This is a genomic window from Mesorhizobium sp. M0663, assembly GCF_040320585.1.
GTDB lineage: Bacteria > Pseudomonadota > Alphaproteobacteria > Rhizobiales > Rhizobiaceae > Mesorhizobium.
This window is the reverse complement of sequence record NZ_JAMYPX010000005.1, coordinates 225909-239017: the sequence shown is the minus strand read 5'-3', so window position 1 is coordinate 239017 and position 13109 is coordinate 225909. Positions and strand designations below refer to the sequence as shown.

The following is a 13109-nucleotide window of genomic DNA, read 5'->3' as shown; positions in this document are numbered from 1 at the left end:
GGTTGCGGTTTTGCGACTGCGGCGGTTCAGCGCGGCGTGCCTGTATCAGCCGGCTGAGAGTGGCCTTTTGATAGTCTTCAACAGCGCGCGCTGGATGAGTTCGTTGCCGGCGACCAGTGAACCGGCGTTCAGCACATCCTGTCCCCCGGCGAAATCGGAGACGAAACCGCCCGCCTCGCGGATCAGCAAAATGCCGGCGGCGACATCCCAGGCCGACAGGCCGGTTTCCCAGAACCCGTCCATGCGGCCGGCGGCGACGTAGGCGAGATCGAGCGAGGCGGAGCCGAGACGGCGGACGCCAGAGACCTCGGCCATGACATTGCGCAACTCGATGAGGAAATTGCCGTGCTGGCCACGCCCGAGATGCGGCATGCCGCAGCCGATCACCGCATCGACCAGCTTGGTGCGGCCGGCGACGCGCAGCCGGCGGTCGTTCATGAAAGCGCCGCCGCCGCGCTCGGCGGTATAGAGCTCATCCATCGCCGGATTGTAGACGACGCCGGCGACGATCTGGCCCTGGCGCTCCAGCGCGATCGAAACGGCAAAGAGCGGAATGCCGTGCAGGAAATTGGTGGTGCCGTCGAGCGGGTCGACGATCCAGCGGTGCTGGCCGTCGTCGCCCTCGATCACGCCGCGTTCCTCCATCAGGAAGGCGTAGCCGGGCCGCGCCTTGGAGAGTTCGGCAAAGACGATGTCTTCGGCCTTGCGGTCGGCCTGGCTGACATAGTCGCCCGGCCCCTTCATCGAGACCTGCAGGTTCTGCACTTCGCCGAAGTCACGCGACAGCGAGCGGCCGGCCTTCATTGCGGCCTGGACCATGACATTGAGGATCGCGGAACGCGCCATTGCTGTTCTTCCTGTCGCTGCGCCTATTTGCCTTGACGCATGATCTTATCCAAAAAGTCTGCAACTCTTTGGGATCACGCCTTAGTCGGCGCGGCGCACGTAAGTGATTTCGTTGGTATCGACGATGATGCGCTCGCCCGAGCCGATGAACGGCGGCACCAGCACGCGGATGCCGTTTTCGAGTATCGCCGGCTTGTAGGACGAGGCTGCCGTCTGGCCCCTCACCACCGGGTCGGCCTCGGTGATGGTCAGCGTCACCTGGTCGGGCAGCGAAATGCCGATCGGCCTTTCGTCATAGAGCTGGACCGTCACCATCATGCCGTCCTGCAGGAAGGCGGCGCGATCGCCGACGAACTCCTTTTGCAATTCGAGCTGCTCGTAGCTTTCGGTGTCCATGAACACCAGCGCGTCGCCCTGCTCGTAGAGGAAGGAAAAATCCTTCAGATCGAGCCGGATCTGCTCGACCGTCTCGGCCGAACGGAAGCGCTCGTTGAGCTTGGTGCCGTTGATCAGGTTCTTGAGTTCGACCTGGTTGTAGGCGCCGCCCTTGCCGGGTTTGACGGTGTTGGTCCTGACCGCCACCCAAAGGCCGCCATCGTGCTCGATGACGTTGCCGGGACGGATTTCGTTGCCATTGATCTTGGCCATGGTGAGGTGATCCGGAAATGAGATGATCGCCGCAAAGGGCAATTTGGCGCCTCCAAGACCACAAATCGCCAGCAGAGGCAAGGAGCGCCTTCCGATGAAGCGGGAACGAAGCTGGCCCGGCAGCGCGGCGTGGCGGCCTCAGTCCGCCCTGACAGTCGCGGTGACGGCCTCGGTCACTGCGTCGGCGACCTCTGTCAAAAGATGCAGGTGCGGCGAACGCAGGACGACAATTCGCAGCGACAGCTCGAGGCCGGGAGCGTCGACCAGGGCAATGCCCTCCGGCAGCTTTTCCCGCAGCAGCCGCGTGGGTAGCAGACCAAGGCCTTGGCCTCGACGAACCCAGTCGATCTGCAGCGCGCTGTCCTGAATCTCGGCGCCGACAGTCAATCTGTTCCCGCCCTCGGCAAGGGCAGCCGCCAGCCGCCGGCGCGCGTCGCAGGGTTCAGGGCTGAGGACCCAGGGCATGGTCTTGACGTCGGCTTGCCGGCTGGTGTTTTCGGCAGCGATGATGTCGAGGGGCTCGGTTCCGACAACGCCGTCTCCAGTTTTGGAATTGCTGCCGTCCAGGATGAAGGCGAGGTCGAGCTGTCCGCGCTTGTGCTGGTCGGCCAGCTCAAGACTCCAGCCGCTCTTCAGACGCAGCGAAACCTTCGGAAACCGCGCCACGGCATCAGCAATGGCGGCGGCCACGGCTTTGTCGCAAAGTCCATGCGCGAGGCCGAGCCGCAGCAGGCCCTCCGGCTCGTTGCCCTTGGCGAATGATCTCAGCGCGTCGACGGCGGCGAGAATTTCCTTGCCGCGTGCCAGCACCTCTACGCCGGCCGGGGTCAGTCGCGACGGCTTTAGCCGGCGGTCGAGCAATTCCGTGCCGAGCATCTCCTCCAGCCGCTGGATCTGGCGGGTGACGGCCGGCTGCGTCAATGGCAGGCGTTGCGCCACCTTCTGAATCGAACCCTCCTCGGCAAAGAGGGCCAGTGTTTTCAGTTCTTCAAGCACGACACACCCGAACATGTCAGAGAAGCATAATTATCATGAACATTATGAATTTGAAATCCGATGGATGGCAAGCGATTTTCTTCCGGCAGGACCCAGCTGGAAAGGAACGACGATGAAGGCGATCGAATTACAAAGCCCGGGCGGCCTCGAGAGCCTCAGAATGGTCGAGCGGCCGATGCCTGAGCCAGGGCGCCAGGAGATGATTGTGAAGGTCAAGGCGACGGCGCTGAACTACCGCGATGCCGAGATCGTTCGCGGCAGCTATCACACGAAGTTTGCATTGCCGCTGGTGCCGCTGTCGGACGGCGTCGGCGAAGTCGTTGCCATCGGCGCCGAGGTCAGCCGGTTCAAGATCGGCGACCGGGTCTGCGGCACGTTCTGGCAACGCTGGGTCGGCGGCAGTTTCGCCATGGCCGAGCCCTCCTATCAACGCGGCGGCCGAATCGACGGGCTGCTCAGCGAATTTGCCCGACTCGACGAACAGGCGGCGGTGCTGGCGCCGGCCAATCTGAGCGACCTCGAGGCGGCGACGCTGCCATGCGCCGGCGTGACGGCATGGCATGCGCTGTTTACGGAGGGCAGCGTCAAACCCGGCGACACCGTGCTTTGCCTCGGCACCGGCGGCGTTTCGCTGTTTGCGGTGCAGTTCGCCGCCGCTGCCGGGGCGCGCGTCATCGTGACGTCGAGCAGCGACGAGAAGCTTGCGCGGGCAAAGCAACTTGGCGCGCAGGATGGCGTGAACTATCGCAGCGTCCCCGATTGGGCATCGGCCGTGCTGGGATTGACGGATGGCCGCGGCGCCGACCATATCATCGAGGTTGGCGGACCGCAGAGTTTTGCACAATCGCTGAGGGCAGCGGCGCGCGGCGCCCAGATCAACGTCATCGGCTATCTCGGCGGCAGTGACGGCGCCATCAACCCGCTCGACATCTTCCGCCGGCAGGTCAGGGCGCGAGGCATACCGGTGGGCTCACGCGAATCCTTTGAAGAGATGAACCGAGCTATCGCCGTCAACCGGTTGAGGCCGGTGATCGACCGGGTCGTGCCATGGAGCCGGGCCGCCGAAGCCTTTCGGTACCTTGAACACGGCTCGCCTTTCGGCAAGGTCGTGCTCGATCATACACAATGAGCCCGCCTGACGAGCCCGGTGCGATGAGTCGCGAGACCGCGGTCAGGGCAGGCGGTTGGCCCGTTGCAGCGCCTGCTGCGTCTGCTCGTCGGTCAGGCCCTGCAGGAAATCGTCCATCTCTTGGTCGATGAGCCCGGCGCGGCGGGCGACAACATACCAGGCGCCGGCTAGGATCAGATCCGGATCGGTGCCGATGCCGTTCATGTAGAGCTTGGCGAGACGGTTCTGGGCGGCGACATTGCCGCCTTCTGCGGCCTGCTTCATCCAGTTGAAGCCGGATTTCAGGTCGCGGGCGCCGCCGCGCCCCTCGATCATCCAGGTGGCGAGATCGATCTGTGCGGTGTCGTAGTTCTGCCGCGCGGCCTGTGCCAGCAGGCCGCGGGCGCGGACGTCGTCGCGCGGCTTGCCGCCGGCGCCATTGGCGTAGACCTGTGCCATCGCATATTGTGCGTCGGCAAGCCCGGTCGCGGCAGCGCGCTCGTAATAGGATACGGCTTTGGCAATACCGGCATCGCCGGGCTCCTGTTCGACCATCAGCTGCGCAAAATTGAACTGCGCCAGGCGGTTGCCGGCCTCGGCTGCGGCCTGCATCAGCGCATAGGCCTCCTTCTCGTCCTTTTTGACGTAGCGGCCGTCGAGCAGCATCAGCGCATACTGGAATTGCGATTCCGGGACGCCCTGCTCGGCGGCAAGCGCATACCACTTCGCCGCCCCTGCCGCGTCGACCGGCACGCCGAGGCCGCGCGACAATATCTCGGCCACCAGCGTCTGTGCCGCCGGATCGCCGTTTTGAGCACGGGAGAGCGCAAGGTTGTAGGCCGTCTTGTAGAGTCCGCGCTGAAAGGCGCCGTAGGCAGCGTCGGACGGCTTTGCGCCGAAGCGGTCGGGGTTGATGGTATCGGCCGACGGCAACGGGGCGGTGGTGGCGGGCTGCGGCAATTGTGCGGCGATGGGCTTGTCGGCAGGTTCGCTGGAATCCGGCCTGGGCTGCGGCAGAGGAACGGGTTCCGCCGCAATCGCCTGCGTCACGGCCGTTGCAAGAAAGGCGCTGAAAAGGATTTTCCGCGAGAGCACGTCAGTCCTCGAAGCGCGGCGCGGTTTCGTCGAGCAGCGCGTTGGCGGCGGCGACCGCCATCTTCGGATCGACGCCGTCGGCGAAAACGGCGCTGGACAGCGCCACGAATTCAGCGCCGGTGGCGGCGACCGCTTCCACCGAGGCAAGATCCGATCCGGCCATGACGATGCAGGGGATATGGATGACGTCCGCCCACCATTGCCCGAGCGACAGGTTGCGGGGGTGCGGCTCAGGCTTGTTGTCGTAACCGAAACGGCCGAAGAAAATGTAATCAGGCCTGACCTCGCCGAGTTCCAGCGCATCGTCGCGGGTCTTGGCGCCGCCGGTGCCGACCATCATCCTGGCCTGGAAGTGTTCGATCGTTTCGGCGAGCTCGTCCTTGCCGACCTCGACATGGATGCCGTCGGCCTGGACACGGCCGGCGATGCGGGTGTCGCCGGCAATGATGGCGGCAATGCCGGCCGCTTGCGCCACCGGCACGATCTGTTCGGCAAAGGCCTGGAAAGAGGCCTCGTCCATACCGTTTTCCGGCAGAATGAGCGAGGCGACGTCACCGCCGTCGAAGGCCGCGGCGATGCGCTCGGCCGACACGTTCGGCGGCGCGATCAGCACGATGCGGCAGCGGTTGGGCGGCGTTGCGTCATTCATTGGTGTTCGATCCCGGTTATCGCCTATGCCGGGCGAAGATGGTTGCATTGCGGCATAGAGCAAAGTGCGGGGATTGAACAGGCGGCAGGGGGATCACGATTGCCGTCAATGATTCAATAGGGCTCGGCGCATGACTGCCGTTGGCCGAAATTCTCCTCGCCTGGTCGCTTGCGGCCCTACGCAGGCACCTTCGATTTCCACAGCGACCAGCCGAGATTCATGCCGGCGGCGGCGACCAGGATGGCGGCGGCGCCGGCGATCTGCGCCGGATGCAGCCGGTGGCCGAAGGCGACGACGTCGACGAGGATGGCGACGACTGGGTAGATGAAGGACAGCGATCCCTGCAGATGCGTCGGCAGCTTCTGGATGGCACCGTACATGAGGATGTACATCAGGCCGGTATGGACGATGCCGAGTGTCGCCAGCATGACCCAGCTCCGCGCATCGACGGGAAGGTGGGTGAGATTGGCGAAGGGTGCCAGCATGAGAACGCCGACGCAGACCTGGATCAGGGCGATCAGGTGCGGCGGCGTGCCTTTGAGCTTCTTGGTGACGATAGCCGCAACGGCCCAGAAGAAAGCCGCGGCCAGCGCCATCGCAATGCCGGCAAAGTAATCCGTACCATGATCGCCTGCATCGGGCGCGGCCTGCACGATCAGCAGCATGCCGGCGAAGGCGATGCCGAGCCAGGTCAGCTTGGTCACCGTCAGCCGTTCGGAGAAGAAGAGCGCGCCAAAACCCACCAGCATGAAGGGCTGCGTATTGTAGACAGCAGTGGCGATCGAGATCGACGCGCGAGAAAACGCGCTGAACAGCAACAGCCAGTTGATAACGATGGCAGCACCGCCGAGCGCCGCGATCGCGACAATGCGAAGCGACAGCCTGCCGCGCAGCAGCCCAAGCGCCGCGCAGATGATCAGCAGCGTTACCGCACCGAAAGCACAGCGCCAGAACACCACGTCCATGATGGGCTGGCCGGAAAGGACGACGAACCAGCCGATCGTGCCGAGGATCGCCATCGCCGCCGTCATTTCGATCGTGCCGCGTACCGTGTTGTCCATGGATGCTCCTGAAACCCGTTGAGATTTTATAATCCCACAGCGGATCGGGTCTTTCCATGACTTCTAGCTGGTGATATGCATGAAATACCTAATTAAATTAGGTAAGGATCGGCTTTTGCTTGGAATTGTAAAATGCTGGACGAGCTCGATAGAAAGCTCCTCGATATCCTGGTCAAGGATTCACGGACCTCGCTGAAGGAACTGGCGCTGCAGGTCGGGCTGTCGTCGCCAAGCGTTTCGGAGCGGCTTCGGCGGCTTGAGGATCGCGGCGTCATCCGCGCGTTCACTATCGACATCGATCCGCAGGCGCTCGGCTACGCCTTGCAGGCGATCGTTCGCATCCGGCCATTGCCGGGCAAGCTGCACATCGTCCAGAAGCTGATCGAGGAAATCCCGGAATTCGGCGAATGCGACAAGGTGACGGGCGATGACTGCTTCGTTGCCCGGCTGTTCGTCCGCTCGATCGGGGAGCTCGACGGGATTCTCGACCGCATCGCCGACAAGGCCGAAACCAGCACCGCCATCATCAAGGCGCAGCCGATCCGGAGACGCCCGCCGCCGCTCGACATGCCAAACATGTGACGGGTTTCGGTGGCGTGGCCCACATATTTGCGGTCGCGGTCTGGCCATTTCTGGTCTATTCCAGAGTTCAACTTTCCCTCCAGCGTCCTTTCCCATGACAGGCCTGCTCGTCGATCCCTGGTTCTATGCCGCGGCCATTCCGGCCGTCATCCTCGTCGGCCTGTCGAAAGGCGGCTTCGGCGGCGCCGTCGGCTTTGTCGGCGTGCCATTGATGGCGCTGACCATGCCGCCGGTTCAGGCTGCCGCAATTCTTCTGCCAATTCTGTGCCTGATGGACATTGTCTCGGTGTGGACGTGGTGGGGTATCTTCGACCGCAAGATGCTGGCCGACATGATGCCGGGTGCCGTGATCGGCATTGCCCTTGGCTGGCTGACGGCGGCACTTGTAACCGAAGAGATGGTGCGGCTGATCGTCGGCGCGGTTGCGTTGATCTTCGTGCTGCGCTGGCTCTATTTGCAACTTCGCCACGGTGCCGGCCACGCGGCGGAGCCCAACCGCGTCGCCGCCGGCTTCTGGGGTACTGTTGCCGGGTTCACCAGCTTCGTCGCCCATGTCGGCGGCCCGCCTTTTCAGGTCTATGCGCTGCCGATCAGGCTCGATCCGAAGGTGCTGTCGGGCACCGCGGCGATCTTCTTCGCCGTCACCAACGCGCTGAAGCTCATCCCTTATTTCGCGCTCGGCCAGTTCGACACCACCAATTTGACCGCGTCGGCGGTGCTGATGCCACTGGCGCCGCTGTCGACAATCGCCGGCGCCTGGCTGGTGCGGCGGATGCGGCCGGAGCTGTTCTATCCCTTCACCTATGCGACCGTGGCAGTCGTCGCGGTCAAGCTTCTGTGGGACGGCATCGCCGGCCTCCTGTAAGACGGCGGCCCCATTCGGCCGCCGCCGGATTCCTTACACCTCAGGCGGCACTCGGCAGCAGCTGCCGCGTCCTGCCAAGCGCCAGGGCAATGCCGGTTGCCAGTACGAGCGCCATGCAGCCCAGAATGGTGATGTCGTGCAGCGTCGGCTTCAGCACCATGTCCGCGATGATCACCAGCATCACCGAATAGTCGAAGCGCGCGGCGCTGAGGACGCGCTGGCCCTGGGCAAGCACTGCCGGCGTCACGCCCTCCTTGGCGATCATGCCTGCCATGCGGTCGGCAGTCGGCTTGAAGATGAACATGCCGATGCAGAAGGTCGTCGCATAACCGGCAAGGCCGATCAGCACCCACAGATCGGAAAAGCCGATCCAGAAGCCGCACATGATGAGCCCGAAGAGCAATGTCAGCATCGACATCGGCGCGAAGAACCGGTTGCCGAGCTCGCCGGTAGCGCGCATCGCCTGCAGCATGCCTTCGACGTTTCCAGCGCGGTCGGCGCGTACCGCGAGCAGCATCAGCGTGAAGCCGCCGCCGACCCAGAGGATCGCCGAGACGATGTGCAGAAATTTAACGGCCGAGTACCAGTCCATTATTCGCTCCTTGAGAGATTTGATGATTTGCCGGAGCGCAAGGTTTGCTCCGCCTCGTTGCGAGGAGCGGGCGTTTACCGCGGCGCCTGTTTCGGAACGATGTCGCGCGGCGAGCGGATCTGTTTCGGTATGTCGGTCACGACCTGGAGGCAAGCGCGTCGCCCCGACTTTCCAGCCGGTGGTGAGAACGGCAGCTTAGCCAGTCAGCTGTGCTGTTACGGCACAGATGCTGGGCGCTTGATCAAAAAATATGCCCCGCGTTAAGGGTTCGTTAAGCTTTACAGGCGTTTACTATGTCCATCCAGTGATCTGGATTCTTACCGAGTGGTTGGAGCCACTTTGTTTGACGCCTCCCTGTTAAACTCCTGAGAGCCGCCTTATCCGCGGCTCTTTTTTTGTCCGCCGGCATGGGCGTCCTCCGGCTAAATGCGGCCGTTAACCGTTTGTTAAACATGTGCTTGCCTTCGCTGGCAGCGAAGCGCATTTTCAAGCTTCAGTCGTTTAGGCTGCCGGATATGGCAGCCAAGAGCCGAATCGGCCGGCTGTCAGGCAAGTGCAGGGGCGTAGCGATGAACGAGCCTTCGAAGGCGAGCGCGAAAACCATCAAGCTGGCGGAGCGCCGGGTTTTCTCCCAATCCTTCAAGCCGCTCTATCAGGAAGGCATGGGCCTGGTCGAGCAGGCGGCCGAATATCTCGACGGCAAGGGCCGCGCCGAGGCCAAGAAGCTGTCGAGGCTGGCGGCGACGCTTTATGCGGCCGAATCGATGCGGCTGACCACCAGGCTGATGCAGGTCGCCTCGTGGCTGCTTTTGCAGCGGGCGGCGAATTCCGGCGAGATGACCCGCGATCAGGTGGCCTCAGAAAAATCCAAGGTGCGTCTCGACACCGCCTCCGCGCATGAGGAGGCGCCCGGCTGGGCCGAGCTGCCGAAGGATTTCATCGACCTCGTCAACCGTTCGCTGCGGCTGCAGGCGTTGGTGCGCCGGATGGACGAGGAGATCTATGGCGGCCTCGCCGAGGTGCCGCCGTCGAGCCGTCGCGTCAATCCGGTCTCAGACCAGATCACGCTGCTAAACACGGCTTTCGCCCGCGGCTGAGAGAACGTTTCATAATTCTACTCCGGCGACCATCTAGACTAACCGCGAAGGGATGGGCTCGCGATCATCAGGCGAGGAGAATCACGCAGCAGCAGGCGCGATCCGACCTCCACGATAGACCTGATCGCTGGGAGCAGCTCCTGCCCCAATGACGTCAGCTCATACTCCACGGTCGGCGGCGATGTCGGCATCACGTGGCGTGCGAGGACGCCGCGCTCCTCGAGATCGCGCAACCTGCCGGTCAGCACCTTCGCCGAAATGGCTGGGATATCGCGGCGCAATTCGGAGAACCGGCGCGGGCCGTCGCTCAAGGACCAGAGCACCTCGGGTGTCCAGCACCCGCCAAGCAGCGCCATGCACCTCGACATTGGGCAGCCGGGAAGCGCCTTCACCTTCGTTCGCATCCTGAGGACCATCGCGCATCTTCCATGGGAGTTTCCAGTTGGTTACCGGAAAATGATGGTAACTACAAGATACGTGGTTTCCGATGGTAACGAGAGCCGCTATCTGAGGCTCTCAATCCATCCAACCACGAAATGGACAGAACGATGTACGCAATAACTGGAGCAACAGGACAGCTTGGCCGTCTCGTGATCGACGCACTGCTGAAGACAGTTCCGGCCAGCCGGATCGTTGCGGCGGTTCGTGATCCGGCAAAGGCCAGCGATCTTGTCCAACGCGGCGTAGTCGTGCGGGAGGCGGACTATAATCGTCCCGACACGCTCCCGATGGCGCTGGCCGGCGTCGATAGACTGCTGCTGATTTCCTCGACCGAAGTCAGCGGCCGCTTGCCGCAGCATCGGTCAGTGATCAAGGCCGCCCAACGGGTGGGGGTTTCGCTGATCGCTTACACAAGCATGCTGCATGCGGACACGTCTCCCGCGAGGCTCGCGGTCGAACATCGGCAGACGGAGGAGGTCATCGCGGCCTCCGGCCTACCCGCCGTCATCCTGCGCAACGGCTGGTACACCGAGAACCATCTGATGGCACTCCCGGCGGCTCTGGAGCACGGCGCCTTCATCGGCGCAGCAAATGAGGGGCGCTTCTCGTCCGCGGCGCGGCAGGATTATGCCGAGGCCGCGGCCGTGGTGCTGACGAGCGAGGATCAAGCAGGGAGGACTTACGAGCTCGCCGCGGACCAAGCCTTCACGCTCGCCGAGCTTGCGGCGAAGGTCTCGCGGCAATCGGGCAAGGCGATCGCCTACAACGATCTTGCCGGGGCGGCCTATGAGGGTGTGTTGACAGGCGCCGGGCTGCCCGCCGATCTCGCCGCTATCCTGGCCGATGCCGACATTGCAGCCTCACGCGGAGCGTTGTTCGATGACGGCGGCGCCATGAGCCGGCTGATCGGTCGACCGACAACGCCACTGGAGAGCGTCGTTGCGGCAGCATTGCGCGGCTGAAACCGAGATGGCTGTCACATCCGCCAAAGGATCAGAGGACCGTCTGTCGCTCGCGCCAACAGTTATTCAAACGACTAGACCAGCGCAGCCTTCTGCGCTTCCGGTGCTCGCGTACTTATGTACGCTCCGCTCCGGTTCTCGAAAACCACGCTATCTGTCTCGCCAGAGCGAATTCTCAAACATTCTCTAAACCAGACTCGGCTTGCTGTTTCTGGTTTGTTCACATTTCGCTGGCATCGCTGCTCGCCGGGGTTAAAGTTGACGGATGGGGGAAGCGATTCGCATCATCGGCATCGATCCAGGGCTGAGGCGCACCGGCTGGGGCATAGTCGAAAGCCTCGGCAATTCGCTGCGCTTCGTCGCTTCCGGCACGGTGCGGTCCGACGACAAGGCCGCCCTGGCGCTGCGTCTTTGCCAATTGCATGACGGGCTCGCCGAGATCCTGCATGCCGCGATGCCGCACGAGGCGGCGGTCGAGCAAACTTTCGTCAACAAGGACGCCGCAGCGACGCTCAAACTCGGCCAGGCACGCGGCATCGCCATGCTGGTGCCGGCGCGTGCCGGCCTTGTCGTTGCCGAATATGCGCCAAACGCTGTCAAGAAGGCGGTGATCGGCGTCGGCCATGGCGACAAGAAACAGATCCACATGATGGTCAAGGTGCTGATGCCGAAGGCGACTTTCGACACCGACGACGCCGCCGATGCGCTGGCCATCGCCATCTGTCACGCGCATCACCGGCAGAGCATCGCCTACAGGATGGCGGCGCTGGCCGGATAAGTATGTTCTTGACTTGTTCTCCAGTGGGCAATAAGTAATACCAACGAGGTATTACCATGCGCGTTACCACCAAGGGCGAAGTGACCATCCCGAAGGAAATACGGGATCATCTGGGTATCGGCCCGGGCTCGGAGGTGGAGTTCGTCCCCACCGAGGACGGGGCTCGTGTCATAGCCGTCGACGAAAACATGTCGGAGGAGGAAGCCTCGCGCAGATTCAGCCAGATGCTCGATGGTATGGCCGGTACGCTGGATCTGGGAGGCTTGACGGCGGATGAATATGTGGAATGGCTGAGGGGCCCACGTGAAGATCTCGACATTGATTGACACAAATGTCTTGATCGACGTTTGGGGTCCTGCCGGACGGGAGACGAAATGGTCGGCATCCGCGATTACCGCATGCCGGCGCGACGGCGCACTCGTAATCAATGCAATCGTCTGGTCCGAGCTCGCGCCGTTGATTGCGACCGAACAGGCTCTTCGTCAAGCAGCCGACATGCTCAAGATGGATCGCGAATTTCTGCCGTGGGAAGCAGCCTTCCTCGCTGGTGTCACGCACTCGCGCTATCGCCGCGCCGGCGGCATTCGCGAACGAACCTTGCCGGATTTTTTTATTGGAGCCCATGCGGTTGTCGCTGGGCATCGCCTGCTGACGCGCAATGCTGCGCGCTATCGCGGCTATTTCCCGGACCTCGATATCATCTCTCCGGAAACCCACCCGGCATGATCGGCACGCTCAAATGATCGGCAAGCTAAAAGGCACGCTGGATGAGATCGACGAGGATTTCTGCATCGTCGACGTGCATGGCGTCGGCTATGTCGCCTACTGCTCGGCGCGCACGCTGGCGGCATTGCCGCGGCCGGGCGAGGCGGTCGTGCTGTTCATCGAGACCTATGTGCGCGAGGACATGCTGCGGCTCTATGGGTTCCAGTCGGTGCTGGAGCGCGAATGGTTCCGGCTGTTGATGAACAATGTGCAAGGCGTCGGCGCCAAGGTGGCGCTGGCCATCCTGTCGACGCTGGCGCCGGCCGATCTCGCCAATGCGATTGCGTTGCGCGATATCGCCATGGTCAGCCGTGCGCCGGGCGTCGGCAAGAAGGTGGCGGAGCGCATCGTCACCGAATTGAAGAACAAGGCGCCGGCCTATGCGGGCACTGCCTCGGGCACCATCAGCCTGAAGCAGGAGCTCGGCGAGGGCGTCGCCTCGGCGCCGATCACCGACGCCGTCTCGGCGCTGGTCAATCTCGGCTATTCGCGCGACACCGCCGCCAATGCGGTGGCGGCGGCGCTGAGGACGGCAGGCGAAGAGGCGGACGCGTCGAAGCTGATCCGCTTCGGGCTGAAGGAGCTGGCACGCTGAGACGTTGCTGGAAAGTGAAATTCCAACTA

At 63.1% G+C, this 13109-nt stretch carries 17 protein-coding genes; 9 read left to right on the top strand and 8 right to left on the bottom strand.

Annotation, left to right across the window (positions count from 1 at the left end; translation table 11 throughout):
• Positions 1-45 precede the first annotated feature (45 nt).
• The 3 genes from NKI54_RS13395 to NKI54_RS13385 all read right to left on the bottom strand — a co-directional run bounded on the left by NKI54_RS13395 (position 46) and on the right by NKI54_RS13385 (position 2490).
• The gene (locus NKI54_RS13395) at positions 46-846 is read right to left on the bottom strand and encodes an inositol monophosphatase family protein (RefSeq protein WP_023678017.1); all 801 of its coding nucleotides are present in this window, start codon (positions 844-846) and stop codon (positions 46-48) included.
• An 81-nt stretch (positions 847-927) separates the two neighbouring features.
• Complete coding sequence (gene efp / locus NKI54_RS13390) at positions 928-1494, bottom strand: elongation factor P (RefSeq protein ID WP_023678016.1); 567 nt, start codon at positions 1492-1494, stop codon at positions 928-930.
• A gap of 138 nt (positions 1495-1632) precedes the next feature.
• Positions 1633-2490, bottom strand: coding sequence for a LysR family transcriptional regulator (locus NKI54_RS13385; RefSeq protein WP_352634221.1), 858 nt, complete (start codon positions 2488-2490; stop codon positions 1633-1635).
• Between the two features lie 112 nt (positions 2491-2602).
• Between NKI54_RS13385 and NKI54_RS13380 the strand changes: the two genes are divergently transcribed.
• Complete coding sequence (locus NKI54_RS13380) at positions 2603-3619, top strand: zinc-dependent alcohol dehydrogenase family protein (protein WP_352634219.1); 1017 nt, start codon at positions 2603-2605, stop codon at positions 3617-3619.
• Positions 3620-3661: 42 nt separating this feature from the next.
• Here the strand turns inward: NKI54_RS13380 and NKI54_RS13375 are convergent, their stop codons facing one another.
• From NKI54_RS13375 to NKI54_RS13365, 3 genes are all read right to left on the bottom strand, one after another.
• Positions 3662-4693: a tetratricopeptide repeat protein gene (locus tag NKI54_RS13375; RefSeq protein WP_023678013.1), complete on the bottom strand. Its 1032-nt coding sequence runs from the start codon at positions 4691-4693 to the stop codon at positions 3662-3664.
• Between the two features lies 1 nt (position 4694).
• Positions 4695-5342 (bottom strand): thiamine phosphate synthase, encoded by a 648-nt coding sequence (locus NKI54_RS13370; RefSeq protein ID WP_352634217.1) that lies wholly within the window; start codon positions 5340-5342, stop codon positions 4695-4697.
• Positions 5343-5518: 176 nt separating this feature from the next.
• The gene (locus NKI54_RS13365; protein ID WP_352634215.1) at positions 5519-6403 is read right to left on the bottom strand and encodes a DMT family transporter; all 885 of its coding nucleotides are present in this window, start codon (positions 6401-6403) and stop codon (positions 5519-5521) included.
• Positions 6404-6535: 132 nt separating this feature from the next.
• Between NKI54_RS13365 and NKI54_RS13360 the strand changes: the two genes are divergently transcribed.
• Positions 6536-6985, top strand: coding sequence for an Lrp/AsnC family transcriptional regulator (locus NKI54_RS13360; RefSeq protein ID WP_023678010.1), 450 nt, complete (start codon positions 6536-6538; stop codon positions 6983-6985).
• A gap of 94 nt (positions 6986-7079) precedes the next feature.
• Positions 7080-7850, top strand: a complete 771-nt coding sequence (locus tag NKI54_RS13355; protein ID WP_352634213.1) for a sulfite exporter TauE/SafE family protein — start codon at positions 7080-7082, stop codon at positions 7848-7850.
• A 40-nt stretch (positions 7851-7890) separates the two neighbouring features.
• On the opposite strand, the gene NKI54_RS13350 is transcribed toward NKI54_RS13355, so the two are convergent.
• On the bottom strand, positions 7891-8442 hold the full coding sequence (locus NKI54_RS13350) for a DUF2269 family protein (RefSeq protein WP_352569591.1): 552 nt from the start codon (positions 8440-8442) through the stop codon (positions 7891-7893).
• A gap of 569 nt (positions 8443-9011) precedes the next feature.
• Between NKI54_RS13350 and rcdA the strand changes: the two genes are divergently transcribed.
• A complete protein-coding gene (gene rcdA, locus NKI54_RS13345) occupies positions 9012-9539 on the top strand; it encodes a protease adaptor protein RcdA (protein WP_352569592.1) in 528 nt (175 codons plus the stop codon).
• Positions 9540-9577: 38 nt separating this feature from the next.
• Here the strand turns inward: rcdA and NKI54_RS13340 are convergent, their stop codons facing one another.
• Positions 9578-9895, bottom strand: a complete 318-nt coding sequence (locus tag NKI54_RS13340; protein WP_245274745.1) for a winged helix-turn-helix transcriptional regulator — start codon at positions 9893-9895, stop codon at positions 9578-9580.
• A gap of 192 nt (positions 9896-10087) precedes the next feature.
• On the opposite strand from NKI54_RS13340, the gene NKI54_RS13335 reads away from it, so the two are divergent.
• From NKI54_RS13335 to ruvA, 5 genes are all read left to right on the top strand, one after another.
• Positions 10088-10942, top strand: a complete 855-nt coding sequence (locus tag NKI54_RS13335; protein WP_023678005.1) for an SDR family oxidoreductase — start codon at positions 10088-10090, stop codon at positions 10940-10942.
• A 265-nt stretch (positions 10943-11207) separates the two neighbouring features.
• Complete coding sequence (gene ruvC / locus NKI54_RS13330; protein WP_352634210.1) at positions 11208-11720, top strand: crossover junction endodeoxyribonuclease RuvC; 513 nt, start codon at positions 11208-11210, stop codon at positions 11718-11720.
• A gap of 56 nt (positions 11721-11776) precedes the next feature.
• Positions 11777-12046: an AbrB/MazE/SpoVT family DNA-binding domain-containing protein gene (locus NKI54_RS13325; RefSeq protein WP_352691677.1), complete on the top strand. Its 270-nt coding sequence runs from the start codon at positions 11777-11779 to the stop codon at positions 12044-12046.
• The gene (locus NKI54_RS13320) at positions 12024-12446 is read left to right on the top strand and encodes a type II toxin-antitoxin system VapC family toxin (protein WP_023678002.1); all 423 of its coding nucleotides are present in this window, start codon (positions 12024-12026) and stop codon (positions 12444-12446) included. The genes NKI54_RS13325 and NKI54_RS13320 overlap by 23 nt, the downstream gene beginning before the upstream one ends.
• A 13-nt stretch (positions 12447-12459) precedes the next feature.
• Entirely contained in the window at positions 12460-13080 is a 621-nt protein-coding gene (ruvA, locus tag NKI54_RS13315; RefSeq protein WP_352634206.1) for a Holliday junction branch migration protein RuvA, read from the top strand.
• Positions 13081-13109 lie beyond the last annotated feature (29 nt).

Excerpts from the sequence above, each read along its gene's own strand:
- NKI54_RS13395 (WP_023678017.1), bottom strand. The coding sequence starts at position 846 with ATGGCGCGTTCCGCGATCCTCAATGTCATGGTCCAGGCCGCAATGAAG.
- efp (WP_023678016.1), bottom strand. The coding sequence starts at position 1,494 with ATGGCCAAGATCAATGGCAACGAAATCCGTCCCGGCAACGTCATCGAG.
- NKI54_RS13380 (WP_352634219.1), top strand. The coding sequence starts at position 2,603 with ATGAAGGCGATCGAATTACAAAGCCCGGGCGGCCTCGAGAGCCTCAGA.
- NKI54_RS13370 (WP_352634217.1), bottom strand. The coding sequence starts at position 5,342 with ATGAATGACGCAACGCCGCCCAACCGCTGCCGCATCGTGCTGATCGCG.
- NKI54_RS13365 (WP_352634215.1), bottom strand. The coding sequence starts at position 6,403 with ATGGACAACACGGTACGCGGCACGATCGAAATGACGGCGGCGATGGCG.
- NKI54_RS13360 (WP_023678010.1), top strand. The coding sequence starts at position 6,536 with ATGCTGGACGAGCTCGATAGAAAGCTCCTCGATATCCTGGTCAAGGAT.
- NKI54_RS13355 (WP_352634213.1), top strand. The coding sequence starts at position 7,080 with ATGACAGGCCTGCTCGTCGATCCCTGGTTCTATGCCGCGGCCATTCCG.
- NKI54_RS13350 (WP_352569591.1), bottom strand. The coding sequence starts at position 8,442 with ATGGACTGGTACTCGGCCGTTAAATTTCTGCACATCGTCTCGGCGATC.
- rcdA (WP_352569592.1), top strand. The coding sequence starts at position 9,012 with ATGAACGAGCCTTCGAAGGCGAGCGCGAAAACCATCAAGCTGGCGGAG.
- NKI54_RS13340 (WP_245274745.1), bottom strand. The coding sequence starts at position 9,895 with ATGGCGCTGCTTGGCGGGTGCTGGACACCCGAGGTGCTCTGGTCCTTG.
- NKI54_RS13335 (WP_023678005.1), top strand. The coding sequence starts at position 10,088 with ATGTACGCAATAACTGGAGCAACAGGACAGCTTGGCCGTCTCGTGATC.
- ruvC (WP_352634210.1), top strand. The coding sequence starts at position 11,208 with ATGGGGGAAGCGATTCGCATCATCGGCATCGATCCAGGGCTGAGGCGC.
- NKI54_RS13325 (WP_352691677.1), top strand. The coding sequence starts at position 11,777 with ATGCGCGTTACCACCAAGGGCGAAGTGACCATCCCGAAGGAAATACGG.
- ruvA (WP_352634206.1), top strand. The coding sequence starts at position 12,460 with ATGATCGGCAAGCTAAAAGGCACGCTGGATGAGATCGACGAGGATTTC.